Annotated in this window: 14 protein-coding genes and 1 riboswitch; of the genes, 9 read left to right on the forward strand and 5 right to left on the reverse strand. The window is 66.6% G+C overall.

Annotated elements, in window-relative coordinates; all coding sequences use genetic code 11:
- Nucleotides 1-180 precede the first annotated feature (180 nt).
- Nucleotides 181-678 carry a hypothetical protein gene (locus ACMX2H_RS12435; protein WP_414960795.1) on the forward strand — a complete coding sequence of 166 codons (498 nt, stop codon included), beginning with the start codon at nucleotides 181-183 and terminating at the stop codon, nucleotides 676-678.
- A 3-nt stretch (nucleotides 679-681) separates the two neighbouring features.
- Here ACMX2H_RS12435 and ACMX2H_RS12440 read toward each other — a convergent pair whose 3' ends face one another.
- The gene (locus ACMX2H_RS12440; RefSeq protein WP_414960796.1) at nucleotides 682-1,008 is read right to left on the reverse strand and encodes a hypothetical protein; all 327 of its coding nucleotides are present in this window, start codon (nucleotides 1,006-1,008) and stop codon (nucleotides 682-684) included.
- A gap of 241 nt (nucleotides 1,009-1,249) precedes the next feature.
- Between ACMX2H_RS12440 and ACMX2H_RS12445 the strand changes: the two genes are divergently transcribed.
- The 7 genes from ACMX2H_RS12445 to ACMX2H_RS12475 all read left to right on the forward strand — a co-directional run bounded on the left by ACMX2H_RS12445 (nucleotide 1,250) and on the right by ACMX2H_RS12475 (nucleotide 7,918).
- Nucleotides 1,250-2,299, forward strand: coding sequence for an iron ABC transporter substrate-binding protein (locus tag ACMX2H_RS12445; RefSeq protein WP_414960797.1), 1,050 nt, complete (start codon nucleotides 1,250-1,252; stop codon nucleotides 2,297-2,299).
- 4 nt (nucleotides 2,300-2,303) lie between these two features.
- Nucleotides 2,304-3,899 (forward strand): ABC transporter permease, encoded by a 1,596-nt coding sequence (locus ACMX2H_RS12450; protein ID WP_414960798.1) that lies wholly within the window; start codon nucleotides 2,304-2,306, stop codon nucleotides 3,897-3,899.
- Entirely contained in the window at nucleotides 3,896-5,077 is a 1,182-nt protein-coding gene (locus ACMX2H_RS12455) for an ABC transporter ATP-binding protein (RefSeq protein ID WP_414960799.1), read from the forward strand. The genes ACMX2H_RS12450 and ACMX2H_RS12455 overlap by 4 nt, the downstream gene beginning before the upstream one ends.
- A complete protein-coding gene (locus ACMX2H_RS12460; protein ID WP_414960800.1) occupies nucleotides 5,064-5,645 on the forward strand; it encodes a TetR/AcrR family transcriptional regulator in 582 nt (193 codons plus the stop codon). Before ACMX2H_RS12455 ends, ACMX2H_RS12460 begins: the two co-directional genes overlap by 14 nt.
- Nucleotides 5,646-5,787: 142 nt before the next feature.
- Nucleotides 5,788-5,853, forward strand: a riboswitch (guanidine-III (ykkC-III) riboswitch).
- Nucleotides 5,854-5,863: 10 nt separating this feature from the next.
- Complete coding sequence (locus tag ACMX2H_RS12465) at nucleotides 5,864-6,178, forward strand: DMT family transporter (RefSeq protein ID WP_414960801.1); 315 nt, start codon at nucleotides 5,864-5,866, stop codon at nucleotides 6,176-6,178.
- Nucleotides 6,179-6,188: 10 nt separating this feature from the next.
- Nucleotides 6,189-6,524, forward strand: a complete 336-nt coding sequence (locus ACMX2H_RS12470; protein WP_414960802.1) for a DMT family transporter — start codon at nucleotides 6,189-6,191, stop codon at nucleotides 6,522-6,524.
- Between the two features lie 332 nt (nucleotides 6,525-6,856).
- The gene (locus ACMX2H_RS12475; protein WP_414960803.1) at nucleotides 6,857-7,918 is read left to right on the forward strand and encodes a lipoate--protein ligase family protein; all 1,062 of its coding nucleotides are present in this window, start codon (nucleotides 6,857-6,859) and stop codon (nucleotides 7,916-7,918) included.
- A 27-nt stretch (nucleotides 7,919-7,945) separates the two neighbouring features.
- On the opposite strand, the gene pepN is transcribed toward ACMX2H_RS12475, so the two are convergent.
- The 3 genes from pepN to glgC form a co-directional block, all read right to left on the reverse strand.
- Nucleotides 7,946-10,573 (reverse strand): aminopeptidase N, encoded by a 2,628-nt coding sequence (gene pepN, locus ACMX2H_RS12480; RefSeq protein ID WP_414960804.1) that lies wholly within the window; start codon nucleotides 10,571-10,573, stop codon nucleotides 7,946-7,948.
- A gap of 162 nt (nucleotides 10,574-10,735) precedes the next feature.
- Nucleotides 10,736-11,854 (reverse strand): YeiH family protein, encoded by a 1,119-nt coding sequence (locus ACMX2H_RS12485; protein ID WP_414960805.1) that lies wholly within the window; start codon nucleotides 11,852-11,854, stop codon nucleotides 10,736-10,738.
- Between the two features lie 24 nt (nucleotides 11,855-11,878).
- Nucleotides 11,879-13,168: a glucose-1-phosphate adenylyltransferase gene (glgC, locus tag ACMX2H_RS12490; RefSeq protein ID WP_414960829.1), complete on the reverse strand. Its 1,290-nt coding sequence runs from the start codon at nucleotides 13,166-13,168 to the stop codon at nucleotides 11,879-11,881.
- A gap of 101 nt (nucleotides 13,169-13,269) precedes the next feature.
- Between glgC and glgA the strand changes: the two genes are divergently transcribed.
- Nucleotides 13,270-14,466: a glycogen synthase gene (gene glgA, locus ACMX2H_RS12495; RefSeq protein WP_414960806.1), complete on the forward strand. Its 1,197-nt coding sequence runs from the start codon at nucleotides 13,270-13,272 to the stop codon at nucleotides 14,464-14,466.
- On the opposite strand, the gene ACMX2H_RS12500 is transcribed toward glgA, so the two are convergent.
- A complete protein-coding gene (locus tag ACMX2H_RS12500; protein WP_414960807.1) occupies nucleotides 14,445-14,891 on the reverse strand; it encodes a protein-tyrosine phosphatase family protein in 447 nt (148 codons plus the stop codon). The two genes, glgA and ACMX2H_RS12500, sit on opposite strands and share 22 nt — an antisense overlap.
- Between the last annotated feature and the right edge of the window lie 25 nt (nucleotides 14,892-14,916).

Below are 14,916 nucleotides of genomic sequence, written 5' to 3' on the forward strand. Positions count from 1 at the left end.
GGTGCGGGTTTTGCTGCTTAGCGGGCCGTGACGGTGGGCCGGCTGTGGGGCTCGACGGCGGGAACGGTGGCTGAGAGTAGCGGCTGGACGGGCGGCGTAAACGGCCTGTCGGCAATGCCGACTGTGAGGCCCGACGGCGGGAATGTGGGTGGAAGCCGGCTCTGACGCTAGGCTGCTGCCATGACGGCAGCTGACGGAAGCAACGCGGTCCCCGCGCGTCGGCTTCCGGGAACCGGTTCCGGACCGCGGGCTCTTGCCGCGCTGTGCCTGCTGCCCGTGTTCGCGCTGCCGCTAGCCGGCTGCGCAGCCGGCCCACAACAGCTTCCGGCTGAGATTGCCTGCACCACGCAGTTCCGTCCGGACGCCGGCAGCAGTGCTGGAGAAGAGGCCGCACAGTTGGTCCTGCCCCGGTTCGACGGGATGGCCGCAACCAGACAGCAATTGTCGACGGGCACCTATAGGTTGTCCGGCAGCTACATCGGGGAAGCCCCGGACGGCCGCGCAGTCTCACTGGCCATCAGCAATGCCGAGGGGAAGACGCTGGCCAGCATGCTGTACCAATTGGAGGACGGCTCGTCCTTGGCATCCCGGTTCGGCGGTGGGCACGGGTTTACCGGGCTGCACTATATCCGGGACGGCGAAGCCGAACTGCAGCTGTACTGCACCGCGGGGGAGTAGGCGTCACGGCCTCTGGCCGGTTCTGTCGCCCAAGGCCGTTTTCCGGACCTGATCATTGCGCCGCCGCACGGCGGACGCCCAGACCCAGGTAACCCTCCGGTTCCCGCCATCCTGCCACGCGACTTCAACGGCGCGGGATGTCCAGCCAAACGCCTCACCCGGGACCAGTTCGGCACTCCCCGGAAAACGGATCCACGCCCACACCGGCACGCCGGGCACTACGCGGGTCACGTGGCAGTGCTCAAGATCCAGCTCTTCCGGCGTCAGGGACAGCGGCTCGGCCCGCCGGGCGTAACGGGCGGCAATCTTCGCCAGTGCGTCCCGCTCCATCCCTCAAATATAGAACACCTGTTCGAATGAAGGGTAGTGCGGTGGCGCCACGCTGCGCTTGGCCCTGTGCATGCCCCGGACGGGCCAAGGCCAGCCGGTCGAGTCCGAGGCCCTGCGGTGCGTCATAAAAATCAACGCTGCAGAAAAGTCGGGCTTTCGGTTTTGCTGCTTAGGCTTGGCTAACCTAAGCTCGATGAGGGCCCAAAGGTCCCCCTCACTGTTTGCAGAAAGAAGCTCCCTCATGAAGCTCCGCAAGAACGCTCTGGTCGGCATCGCCGTAGCTGCCACCGCTGTCTTCGGCCTCGCAGCCTGTGGTTCGAACCCCGACTCTGACTCCGCAGGGTCCGGATCCGCCGCCGCCGGCGACGGCATCACTGTCTACAACGCCCAGCACGAGAGCCTGGCCCAGGAATGGATCGACGCCTTTACCGCCGAAACCGGTATCAAGGTTACCGTCCGTCAGGGCTCCGACACCGAAATGTCCAACCAAATCATCCAGGAAGGCGACGCTTCACCGGCCGACGTGTTCCTGACCGAGAACTCTCCTGCCATGACGCAGGTCGAGAACGCCGGGCTCTTCGCCGACGTGGACCAGGCCACCATCGACCAGGTTCCCGCCGAGTTCCGTCCGTCCACCGGGAAGTGGACCGGCATCGCGGCCCGTTCCACCGTTCTGGTGTATGACAAGAACAAGATCAGCGAAGACAAGCTGCCCAAGTCCATGCTGGATCTGGCCAACCCTGAGTGGAAGGGCAAGTGGGCCGCGTCGCCGACCGGCGCCGACTTCCAAGCCATTGTTTCCGCCCTGCTTGAGCTCAAGGGCGAGGCCGCCACGGAGGAGTGGCTTGCCGGCATGAAGGAAAACTACAAGGCCTACAAGGGCAACAGCACCGCCATGAAGGCGGTCAACGCCGGTGAAGTCGACGCGGCGCTCATCTACCACTATTACTACTACGGTGACCAGGCCGAGACCGGCGAGAACTCCAACAACGTCACGCCGTACTACTTCAAGAACCAGGACCCGGGCGCCTTCGTCTCGGTGTCCGGCGGCGGAGTGCTGAAGTCCTCCAAGAAGGCCGAGGACGCGCAGGCATTCCTGAAGTTCATCACCGGCAAGCAGGGCCAGGAAATCCTGAAAGACGGCACGTCGTTCGAATATGCCGTCGGCTCGGGGGTGGACTCCAACGAGGCTTTGGTTCCGATCAAGGACCTTGAGGCCCCCACCGTGGACCCGGCCAAGCTGAACTCCACCCAGGTCGCGGATCTGATGACCCAGGCGGGATTACTGTAGTTCTGTGACGACTGATCTATCGTCTCCCGGTACGACTGATACGGGGAGCACGACGGCGGGCGGGGGCAAGCGCCTTCGCCCGCCTTTCGGGGTTTCGGCGGTGTCCCTGCTGGCCGTCTTGATCGCCCTGTTTTCGCTCATCCCGTTGGGATACGTCGCCTACATGACGGTAGCCACCGGCTGGGACACCGCCGTCGAGCTCATTTTCCGCCCGCGTGTTGGCGAGTTGCTGCTGAACACCGTCATGCTCACCGTCATCACCGTTCCGCTGTGCCTCGTCCTGGGTGCCGGCGGGGCGTGGCTGGTGGAGCGCACCACGCTGCGCGGTCACCGCTGGTGGGCGGTCGCGCTGGCCGCCCCGTTGGCCATTCCGGCCTTCGTCAACAGCTACTCGTGGGTTTCCGCGATTCCGTCCTTGGAGGGAATCTGGTCCGGCGTGCTCATCGCCACCTTGTCCTACTTCCCGTTGGTCTACATACCGGCGGCGGCGGCCCTGGGGCGCCTGGATCCGGCCATCGAACAATCCGCCGCGTCACTCGGGCTGGGGCCGTGGGCCGTCTTTTTCCGCGTTGTGCTCCCGCAGCTCCGCATCGCCCTCACTGGAGGGGCGCTGTTGGTCTCCCTGCACCTGTTGGCGGAGTACGGCGCCTTTGCCATGATCCGCTTCGACACCTTCACGACCGCGATCATGGTCCAGTTCCAATCGACCTTCAACGGCACCGCCGGCAACATGCTGGCCAGCGTCCTGGTGTTCCTCTGCCTCATTCTGCTGCTGGCCGAGGTGAAGAGCCGCGGCACCGCACGCTATGCCCGGATTGGCTCGGGCGCGCCGGCGAAGGCCACGCGGCTGCCGCTTCGCCACTACCAGCTGCCGGCGCAGCTCTCGTTGACGGCTGTCACGGTGCTGGCCTTCGGAGTGCCCGTCTGGTTCGTGCTGCGGTGGATTATCGCCGGCGGGACCGAGGTCTGGGCGGCCGACGAATTCCTGCCGGCGCTGCTGCAGACGCTGATGTACGGGGCCGTTGGCGCTGCCGTCACCACAGTGGTGGCCTTTCCCATGGCCTACTTGGCAGTTCGACGGCCCAGCGGGTTCAGCAAGCTACTGGAACTCTCCAACTACGTGACCAGCTCGCTGCCCGGCATCGTGGTGGGCCTGGCCTTCGTCACGGTAACCATCCGGGCGGTCCCCGGGATCTACCAAACGGCGGGCGTGCTGGTCGCCGCCTACGTGCTGCTCTTCCTTCCCCGGGCACTGGTCAACCTCCGCTCGGGGCTGGCACAGGCGCCGAAGGAACTCGACGAAGCGGCGCAGTCGCTTGGCAAAGCGCCGTTGACGTCGTTTGTTCGCGTGACGCTGCGCCTTACCGCACCGGCTGCTGCCGGCGGTGCCGCACTGGTCTTCCTCGCCATCGTCAACGAACTGACGGCCACGCTGCTCCTCTCGCCGAACGGAACCCGGACGCTTGCCACCGAGTTCTGGAGCAAGAGCAGCGAGATCGATTACAGCGGCGCCGCCCCCTACGCCTTGCTGATGATCCTGCTCTCGGCACCGATGACGTACCTGCTCTTCCAACAGTCCAAGAAAGTGGCCGGACAGTGACCGAACAACACCCATCCGCGCTCCCCGCGTTTCGCGTCGCGCCCTCCGTGGCGCCGACCACCAACACGCATTTGGAGATCACCGGGGTCACCAAGAACTTCGGCTCCCAGTCTGTGCTCAAAGGCGTGGACCTTTCCGTAGCCAAAGGCGGAACCACTGCGATCGTGGGCCCCTCGGGGTCAGGCAAAACCACGCTGCTGCGGCTGATCGCCGGTTTTGAACATCCGGACGCCGGGTCGATCAGCCTTAGCGGCCTGCCCGTGGCCGGAAACGGCGTCTGGATTCCTGCCCACAAGCGCCACGTCGGCTACGTCGCGCAGGACGGAGCGCTCTTTCCGCATCTTACGGTGGGGCAAAACATTGCTTTCGGCCTCAACGCCGGGAAAATCGACGGCGGTCGGCGGGCCGTGAACGCACGGGTCAGCGACCTGCTCGAGATGGTGTCCTTGGATGCCGCGATGGCGAAGCGGCGGCCGCACCAATTGTCCGGCGGCCAGCAGCAGCGGGTTGCCTTGGCCAGGGCGCTGGCCCGGGAACCCGAACTCATGCTCCTCGATGAGCCGTTCTCGGCACTCGACGCCGGGCTCCGCGTTGCCACCCGCCGCGCCGTCGCTAAGGTGCTCAGCGAAGCCGGCGTCACCACCATCTTGGTAACCCACGACCAAGCCGAAGCACTCTCCTTCGCGGACCAGGTAGCGATCATGCGCGCCGGAAAACTGGCACAGATTGGCAACCCCTTCGTGGTCTATACGAGGCCGGCCGACCGGGCCACGGCCGAGTTCTTGGGCGACGCGGTGATCCTGGACGCGTGGATGGAGGGTTCCCTGGCAACCTGCTCACTGGGCGGAGTCCCGGTGCGCCGGCCGCCGGCGCAGGGCAAGGTCCAGCTGATGCTGCGACCCGAGCAGATCCGTATTGCGCCCGACGGTCCGATCCGAGGAGTGGTGGTTGACACCGACTACTTCGGCCCGGAAACCACCGTCCGGATTAAACTTGCCGAGAGCAATGCGCCGCACCGCGCCGCCTCCGGGAACGGGCATCGGTACCCCGGCGGCGGTGAGATCATCACCATCCGGCACTGGAACGCGTCGATCACCAAACCCGGTACTGAGCTCTGCCTGCGGGTGGTCGGCGAAGGCGTGGCCTTCCCGCAGGAAAGGGAATATGGCCAAGAATGAGCAGCGGAGACGACTGCTCGCCGACGCCGGGCTGGCAGTTCTCGCCCGCGAAGGCTCGCGCGGACTCACGCATCGTGCGATCGACGAGCAAGCAGCCGTCCCCGCGGGGACCGCGTCGAATTACTTTCGCAGCCGGGATGCGTTGATCGCCGGCCTCGTCGACCGTATAGGCGAGCGGCTCGCCCCGGACCCGGAAGTCCTCGAACGGCTCGCAGCCGAGCCATCCGGCAGCGGGTATTTCGCCGATTATCTACGCGATATTGTGCGTCGGCTGACCGCCGAACGCGAGGTCACGCTGGCTCTGTACGAGCTCCGCCTGGAGAGCACACGGCGCCCAAGTGTGGCTGCCGTCCTGGGGGAGTGGCAGCGGACCGCCTTTGAGGCCGACATCGCTTTCAGCACCGCTGCCGGGCTTCCCGGCGGCCGTCGGCAAGTCGCGCTCTTCCACTATGCGGTGGACGGTTTGCTGTTCGACCGGCTCACCAACCCGTTGGACCCGGGCACATCAAACGATGATGTTATCGACGCGCTCGTCGCAGGCCTGCTGGGCAATGACGGATCCCGGTGAACAATTGCCAGAGCCCGGGCGGCCTGCACTACGGCGGGCACACTGATCCTCCACCCGGCACGTACGCCGCCCTGCCCGGCGGCGCGCTGGTGAGCTCGGCCACCAAAGCTGCGCATCGGCGTCGTGCTTTGCTATTTTGAGATCAAGACCTCTTTCCTAGGTCTCCGGACGACGGTTCAGTACCCGGTGCGCGACAAGACTGGCCAGAGGAATCAATCGTGGAATGGGTCATTCTTATCCTGTCCGGCGTCTTGGAAGCCGTGTGGGCCACGGCGTTGGGCGCATCCAAAAACTTCCGCCGGCTGTGGCCGTCCATCATTTTTGTGGTGGCCATGGCGTTGAGCATGGCGGGACTGGCCTACGCCATGACCGCCATACCCGTAGGAACCGCTTATGCGGTCTGGGTGGGCATCGGTGCCGTGCTGACGGCCGCCGTCGCCATGGTTACCGGGGCCGAGAAAGCATCGCTGATCCGTGTGGCCCTGCTGTTGGGCATCATCGGCTGCGTGGTCGGCCTCAAGGCGATCGGTTAGGGGGCTCAGCATGCATTGGGTTGTTCTGTTGATCAGCGCCGTCCTGGAAGCCGTGTGGGCCACGGCGCTGAGCCTGTCGGATGGCTTCAGCCAGCCGCTGCCCACCATCGTGTTCTTCGTGACGGTGACGCTGAGCATGTTGGGTTTGGGCTATGCCATGCGCGGCATCGCGCTGGGCACCGCCTACGCGGTCTGGACCGGCACGGGGGCGGCGCTGACCGTGGGTTACTCCATGCTTTTTGGCGGAGAACCGGCGAGCGTGTTGAAGCTGCTCTTCGTCGCGGGCATCATCGGCTGCGTCATTGGGCTTAAGCTCGTTGACGGCAAGGGCGACGAGATTGCCTGAACAAGCGGGCATCAAAAGCGGGCATGAAAAAGCGGCCGGCGGGTGATGGAGAAGTTGGGGGAGTCACTCCATCCCCGCCGGCGCTTGGACCGGGCACGTCCGGTCCCTCTTTCACTCGCACCGTGATGAGGTGTCTATGACACTACGGGACGGTTCTGGGTGAAGCCCCGGCAGCGGCTGGGAGAACGCTGGGTACTGTGAGCTGAGCCTGCGGGCCTCCTGATGCAGGCCCGGTCCGGGAAGCCCGGCCGTGATATGACTGGGGTGGCCATTGGCCACCGCCGGCTGAACCGTCGGCGGCAACCTGGCCGCCTTGAGCAAGGAGAGCGTGTATGTCCGACCATCGCCACGGAGAGTACAAGGTCCAGGGCGGCAAGCTGGTGGTTGTCGATTTTGACGTCGTGGACCAGAAGATCGTCGGTCCGTCGGTCAGCGGGGATTTCTTTCTGGAACCGGACGAAGCGCTGGCGGACATCAATACGGCGCTGGACGGCATGAGCACCGAAAGCAGCCACGCCAACTATGCCGCAGCCATCACCGCTGCGCTGCGGTCCGACGCCCAGCTGTTCGGCTTTTCCGCCGACGCCGTTGCCGTGGCCGTGCGCCGGGCCCTGAACAAGGCCACCGGCTGGCTGGACCACCAGTGGCAGGTCATTGGCCCTACTCCGCTGCCCACGCACATGCATGTGGCGATGGATGAGGTGCTGACCCGTCAGGTAGGCGCCGGGAATCGGCCGCCCACCCTGCGGTTCTGGGAGTGGGAGACCCCCTCTGTGGTGATCGGCAGCTTCCAGTCGGTGCGCAATGAGGTGGACCCGGATGGAGTCGAACGGCACGGCATCACCGTGGTGCGCCGGATCAGTGGCGGCGGGGCCATGTTCATGGAGCGGGGCAATGCCATCACCTACTCGCTCTACCTGCCGCAGACACTGGTGGACGGACAGAGCTTTGAAGCTTCCTACGCGTATCTTGATGCGTGGGTCATGGCGTCCCTGGAGAAGGTTGGCATCAAGGCGTTCTACCAGCCGCTCAACGACATCGCGACGCCGGAAGGCAAGATCGGCGGCGCCGCACAGAAGCGGTTGGCCAACGGCGGGATGCTCCACCATGTGACCATGTCCTACGACATCGACGCGGACAAAATGACCGACGTACTGCGGATCGGCAAGGAGAAAATCTCCGACAAGGGCATTACCAGCGCCAAGAAGCGCGTTGACCCGCTGCGACGGCAGACCGGCCTGAGCCGGGAAGAGATCATTGACGTTATGATCCGGACGTTCAAGGACCGCTATGCCGCAGTGGACAGCGGATTCTCCGACGACGAGCTGGCCATGGCCCGTGAACTCGTGGAGACCAAGTTCAGCACCGACGAGTGGCTGCACCGCGTGCCGTAAGGCTGCCGCCAACACTTCGGGGCCGGTTTAGCCGCCGCTCTCCGTAGCGGTGCCCGCCTGCTGGGCGCGCAGTGCCCGGAGCAAATGGTCCCGCTGCTCGATGACGATGCGGCGCAGCGCCGCGGGAGCATCGCTGTTGGCATCCAGCCAGGCATCGGTGCGGACGACGACGGGGTGCCCGGCAGGCGTCTGTCCCGCGGCCAGATCCTGCCCGGCGGGGTAGAGCCCGCGGACCAGTCGGGCCGCGATCTCGATGCTCTTGGACGACCAGATGCGGACAAGTTCCGCGAAGTAAGGGTCCACGTACCCGCCGAGCAGGGCAGGTGGCCCCTGGCAGAACCCGTCGATCGTGGCGTCCAGGAGCTGGTTGGATAGCGAGTCCGTGTCCACCGCCGTGCGCCACGCTTCCGCCTTGACCGCCGGATCCGGCCGGGCGGTCAAGGCAGCCAGATGGCCGGCCCGGGCAGTGACAGTCCGGTCGCCCTCCAGCGCCGCGTCGAGTTCAGCCGCCGCAGCGTGGCCGGTGGCGGCCAGCGCCTGCCAGAACCGCCAGCGCAAATCGGTGTCAACGGTCAGCCCGTCCACCACCACGCGGCCCTCCACCAGGTCGCGCAGGAACGGGGCCTGGCTGTCCTCAGCACGCGCCACCGCGGCCAACGCCCTCGCCCAGGTCAGTTGCTGGTCGCTACCCGCGTCGGCGGCTTCGACCTGCCGCCGGGCAGCAGCGAGAAATGCTTGCCGAAGCGCCGGCCGGTGGGCTGCCGGGGCGTAGCGGTCCATGGCCGTCTTGGCACAGTCCAAGACCACCTGCAGCACGCTGTTCTCCGTCTCCGCGGGGGCAAACCGTTGCACGGCTTCCACGTACGCCGCGGCCGGGAGCAGCCCGTCGCGCGCCATGTTCCAGAGGCTGGACCAGCACAGGGCGCGGGCCAGCGGATCGTCGAGCCGGTCCAGCGAGGACAGCACGGTGTGCAGTGAGCGCTGGTCGAAGACCACCTTGGCGTAGGTCAGGTCGTCGTCGTTGAGCAGCAGCAGTGCGGGCAGGTCCCTGCCGGCCAGTTGTGGAAGCTCAGTGCGCGGACCGGCCGCGTCCAGCTCCAGCTGGTCCGTGCGGAGCAGCCGGCCGGAGGCATCCGGGTTGTAGAACCCCAGGCGCAAGCGGTGCGGGCGGTGCGCCGGTTCGTCCGTTACCGGGTCCACCGCATGCTGGACGATGGCGGCAGCGGTGATTGCTCCGCCGTCGTGGTTCAGGTCCAGGGCAAGGGTGGAGATGCCGGCGGTCTGCAGCCACTGGTGCGCCCACTGTTCCATGTCCCGGCCGGAGGCCGCGCTCAAGGCTGCGAGGAAATCGGCCAGCGAGGTGTTGCCATAGGCGTGTTCGCGGAAATAGCGGCGCGAGGCACCGATGAACGAGTCGAAGCCGGCGTAGGCCACCAGCTGCTTGAGCACCGAGGCGCCCTTGGCATAGGTGATGCCGTCGAAGTTTTGTTTGGCCGCTTCCAGGTCGTGGATGTCGGCGACGATGGGGTGGGTGGTGGGCAATTGGTCCTGCACGTACGCCCAGCCCTTGCGCCGGTTGGCGAAGGTGATCCAGGCGTTGCTCCACTGGGTGGCCTCGGCCGAGGCGAGGGCACCCATGTAGTCGGCGAAGGACTCCTTCAGCCAGAGGTCGTCCCACCACTTCATGGTGACCAGATCACCGAACCACATGTGCGCCATCTCGTGCAGGATGGTGTTGGCCCGGGCCTGGTACTGGGCGTCGGTAGCGCGGGAGGAGAACACGTAGGCCTCGGTGAAGGTGACCAGGCCTGGGTTTTCCATCGCGCCGAGGTTGTACTCGGGGACGAATGCCTGCTCGTACTTGCCGAACGGGTACGGGTAGTCGAAGAGGTCGTGGAAGAAGTCGAGGCCGGCCTTGGTGACCGCGAAAATCTGGTCCGGGTCGAAGGCATCGGCCAGCGAGGCACGGCAGTAGGCACCGAGCGGCACCCGCAGTTCGCCGCCGTCGGGCAGCGGCCGGTGCCACCGGTCCGTGGCTGCATGGTAGGGCCCGGCCAGGACGGTGGTGATGTAGGTGGAGATGCGCTGCGTCGGCTCGAAGCGACGGACGGAATGGCCGGGGGTGGAAGCCAGGGGTTCGGTGGAGGCGACGGCCGCGTTCGAGGCAACGGTCCAGCTGTCCGGCGCGGCTACATGGAAGGTGAAGGAGGCCTTCAGGTCGGGTTGTTCGAAGTTGGCGAAAACCCGGCGGGCGTCGGCCGGTTCGTACTGGGTGTAAAGGTAGGTTTTCCCGTCGGCAGGGTCGACAAACCGGTGCATGCCTTCGCCGCTGGTGCTGTACAGGGCGGTGCCCGTGATGGTGGCCTGATTCTGCGCCTCCAGCCCGGGCAACAGGATGCGCGAACCGTCCACCACCTCGGCGGGATCCAGCGGGCGCCCGTTGAGCAGCACCGAGTGGACGCCGCCGTGGATGAAATCTACGAACACCGTTGAGTCCGGTTCACTGCAGCTGAAGGTGATGACGGTCTTGGAGAGGAAGCCGGGTTCGCTCTGGTCCTCGGCGTTGCGCAGGTCCAGCGAGACCTCATAGCTGTCCACCTGCAGGGCGGCTGACCGGGCGGCGGCTTCGGCGCGGCTGAGGTTCTGGTTTGTCATCCGGCCCATTTAACCATGCGGGGGCCCGTCCGCCCGGCTGGCCACGGCGGCGTGTGTCAGCCCGCAGCCATGCGTTACCTGGCCGGGGCCGCGGGGCGGTCTACCGGACGTGCGTTCCCTGGCCGCGGCCGTAGGTTGGCCCACCGGCCATACCGGCGTGCGTCAACCGGCGGCCATGGCCAGCCAGGCGGCGCCGAGGCCCAGCCCGGCGATCAGCAGCCAGGACAGCAGCGCGGTGGAGATGGCCGGCAGCGAGGAGCGGAGCAGTTCCCGGACACGGACGGCAGACCCCAGCCCGAACAGGGCCGCGGCCAGCAGGATTTCCTGCACCAGGGCGGTGCCGTCCAGCACGGGCTGCGGCAGCCATCCCGTGCTGCGCAGCAGCACCAAGGCGAGGAAACCGAGGACGAACAGCGGTACCACGGGGGGTTGTTTCCGCGGCGCACCGGCGCCCTCGGAATCCAGGTCCTCGTCAGGGCGCGTTTTGGCCGTGCGGCGCCGGTGGACCGCGACGCCGGCCGCCAGTGGCGCAAGCATCACCACGCGCGCCAGTTTAACGACGACGGCGATGGTCAGCGCCGCTGCGCCTGCGCTTTGTGCGGTGGCGACCACCTGCCCCACATCGTGCACGGACGCACCGGTCCAGAAGCCGAACATTTCCGCCGGCATCCCGCTGACGGCCATGACGGCCGGCAGTACCCCGATGGCCAGCGTCCCGCACAAGGTGACCAGGGCGACGGGCATCAGGCTGTCCTGCGGGCGGCTGCCGCGGGCAGCGGCGATGGCGCCAATGGCCGAAGCCCCGCAAATGGCGAAGCCGGCAGCCAGCAGCACCGGCTGGTCGCCGGGCAGGCGGTGCCAGCGCGCCAGCAGGTAGGTTCCGGCGAACGCGAGCAGCAGCACCAGCACCACCAGCACCAGAGCGAACCAGCCCAGTTCCACCAGATCGGACAGCGCTAACCGGGCGCCGAGCAGCACGATCCCGGCGCGCATCAGCGTGCGGGCGCAGAAGGCTAGCCCGGGTCGGGCCGGGCCGCTGATCACGGCCGCAGTCGGGGGTACATTGGCGGCCAGAATCCCCAGCACGACGGCAAAGCTCATCACCGGCACTACGGGCAGCAGCCAGTGCAGCCCAAACGAAAGGACCACGGCCGCTGCGGCCAGGGCAAGTCCTGGCCCGGCCCGGTGCAGCCAGCGTCCGCTGCGGGACCAGAAGTGGGCCGAAGGCGTTTGGGCTGCGGCGCGGGAGCGCGTGCTGTCCGTCTGCTGGGGGAGTCTCACAATGCTGGGGTTTTGTTCTTCTCTCTACAAGCCTGCAGCTTTGTTGACAGATTCGGTCGAGGTCCGAGTGGTGAGCAGGACGCGTTCGTCTTTACTCAATACCGTCAGGCCGGAATCTGTCACCGTGAAACCGCGGGCGCGATCCAACTCCGGGTCCACCCCGATAGTGGCCCCGGCCGGGATCTTCACGTTCTTGTCCACGATGGCTTTGCGGACCACGGCGCCTTCGCCCACGGTCACGTTGTCCATCAGTACGCTGCCGTGGACCTGGGCACCCTCGGCCACAAAAACGTCGGTCGCCAGCACCGACTCCGTAACTTCGGCCCCGGAAACCACCACGCCCTGGGAGAGGATGGAGTCGTGGGCCGTACCGGCGGCGCCACTGACCCCGCGGACCAGCTTTGCCGGGGGAGAGACGGACTGGCGGGTGTAGATCGGCCACTGCAGGTTGTACAGATTGAAGGCCGGCAGCGGACTGATCAAGTCCATGTGCGCCTCGTAGTAGGAATCGAGCGTCCCGACGTCGCGCCAATACTGCCGGTCCGCCCCGGTGGAGCCGGGAATATCGTTGGCCGTGAAGTCGTAAACCGCCGCCTCGCCGCGCTCCACGAAGTAGGGGATGATGTCGCCGCCCATGTCGTGGTCGGTGTCCAGCCGCTCGGCATCGGCTTCCAACGCCCGCAGCAGGGCGTCGGTGTTGAAAACGTAGTTCCCCATCGAGGCCAGGAAACTGTGCGGATCATCGGCCAGCCCGGCAGTCGTGGCCGGCTTCTCGACGAACGCCCGGATCTTGGTGGGCGCATCCGGTTCCGATTCGATGACGCCGAACTGGTTGGCCAGCGCAAGCGGCTGGCGCACCGCGGCCACGCTGGCGGCAGCACCGGAAGCGATGTGTTCCTCCACCATCTGGGAGAAGTCCATCCGGTAGACGTGGTCCGCGCCGACCACGACGACGATGTCCGGCTTGGCATCGTGGATCAGGTTCAGCGACTGGTAGATCGCATTGGCGCTGCCCAGGAACCAGCTCTTGCCGCGCCGTTGCTGCGCCGGCACCGAAGCCACGTAGTTGCCCAGCTGGGCTGCCATCCGCCAGGTTTCGGAGATGTGCCGGTCGAGGCTGTGCGATTTGTACTGCGTCAGCACCACGATCTGCCGGTAGCCGGAATTCACCAGGTTGGACAGCGCAAAGTCGATCAGGCGGTAACTGCCGGCAAACGGCACCGCTGGCTTGGCCCGGTCTGCCGTGAGCGGCATCAGCCGCTTTCCTTCGCCGCCGGCGAGTACAACGGCCAGGACCTTCTTCTGTGCCACGATTTTCCCCCTTCACAGTCGTTGCGGCCTTTCGGGGCCGAAACGTGACATCCCCCTCCACCTCACAGTAGAGGAAGCCTCCGGCGTGCACTACGTTAGGTTTCGTGCGCGTAGACATTGTGACAAAAGAATTCCCGCCGGAGATCTACGGCGGGGCCGGGGTGCATGTGGCCGAACTCAGCCGCGTGTTGGCCGGAAGGCTGGACCTGCACGTGCATGCGTTCGGGGCTGAGCGGCCGTCCGGCTTTCACGGCGCCACGGTGCGCAGTTATCCGGTTCCGGCCGGGCTGAAGGAGGCGAACCCGGCGGTGCAGACTCTCGGCGTCGACCTGCAGATGCTGGACGGCTTTGCCGGCGCTGACCTGATCCATTCACACACCTGGTACGCCAACATGGCCGGGCATCTGGGCTCGCTGCTGCACCATGTCCCGCATGTGCTGAGCGCCCATTCGCTGGAGCCGTTGCGGCCCTGGAAAGCGGAGCAGCTGGGCGGCGGCTACCGGCTCTCCTCCTGGGCAGAGCGCACCGCTTATGAGGCGGCGGCCGCCGTCATTGCGGTGTCGGCCGGGATGCGTCAGGATATTCTCCGCTGCTACCCGGACGTGGACCCGGACCGCGTGCAGGTGGTCCACAACGGCGTGGACGTGCAGCAGTGGAAGCCGGACCTTAACGACGACGCCGTGCGCGCCTTGGGCATCGACCCGGACCGGCCCAGCGTGGTCTTCGTGGGCAGGATTACCCGGCAGAAGGGCGTGCCGTACCTGCTGCGTGCTGCCGCACTGCTGCCGCCGGAAGTGCAGTTGGTGCTTTGCGCCGGCGCCGCCGACACACCCGAACTGGCCGCCGAGGTCAACGCCCTGATCGCGGGACTGCGCGAATCCCGGGACGGCGTCGTGGTGATCGAGCGGATGCTCCCGCGCGCCGAACTGATCCAGGTGCTCAGCCATGCCACCGTCTTCGCCTGCCCGTCCATCTACGAGCCGCTGGGCATCGTCAACCTCGAGGCGATGGCCTGCGGCGCGCCGGTGGTGGCCAGCGCCACCGGCGGCATCCCGGAGGTGGTCGACGACGGCGTCACCGGCGCCCTGGTTCCGCTGGCACAGGTCTCCGACGGAACGGGAACCCCGCTGGATGAGGAACAGTTCGTGCGCGATTTCGCCGCTGCGTTGAACCGCACACTGGCCGACCCGGCAGCAGCCCGCCGGCAGGGCGAGGCCGGCCGCCGGCGCGCCGAGGAGCACTTCTCGTGGGACTCCATCGCGGGCAAGACCCTGGAGGTCTACCGCAGCGTACTGGGCTGAGGGAAGCTCCGCACGAAGCGACGCTGCCACGGGGTCTCGACGGCGCCGGGACGATAGCGCGCCCTGACGTATTCGACGGCTTCGGCCCGCGGCACACCGTCCAGGATGGCAATGCAGGCCAAAGCCGTGCCGGTCCGGCCGCGTCCGGCGAGACAGGCTACCTCCACCCGCTCATGCTGTGCCCGCAGCCAGGCCTCGCGGAAGGCGGCTGCGGCATCGTGAAAGTCATCGGGCAGCCGAAGGTCACGCCAACGCACCCACCGCTGCTCCCATTCGGTGGGCAGCGGCCGCCCGTGCTTCAGGTAGAGCGCAAACTCGGGTGCCGGGCCTGCCGGCATCGGCTTGTATAGAGCCCGTCCGCGCACCAGCCGCCCCGAAGGCAGCCGCAACACGCCTGGAAGCGTGGGATCCCACGGCGTTCCCATGGCAGAACTTTAGTCCTCCATCAGC

This window comes from Arthrobacter sulfonylureivorans (assembly GCF_047607445.1).
GTDB lineage: Bacteria > Actinomycetota > Actinomycetes > Actinomycetales > Micrococcaceae > Crystallibacter > Crystallibacter sulfonylureivorans_A.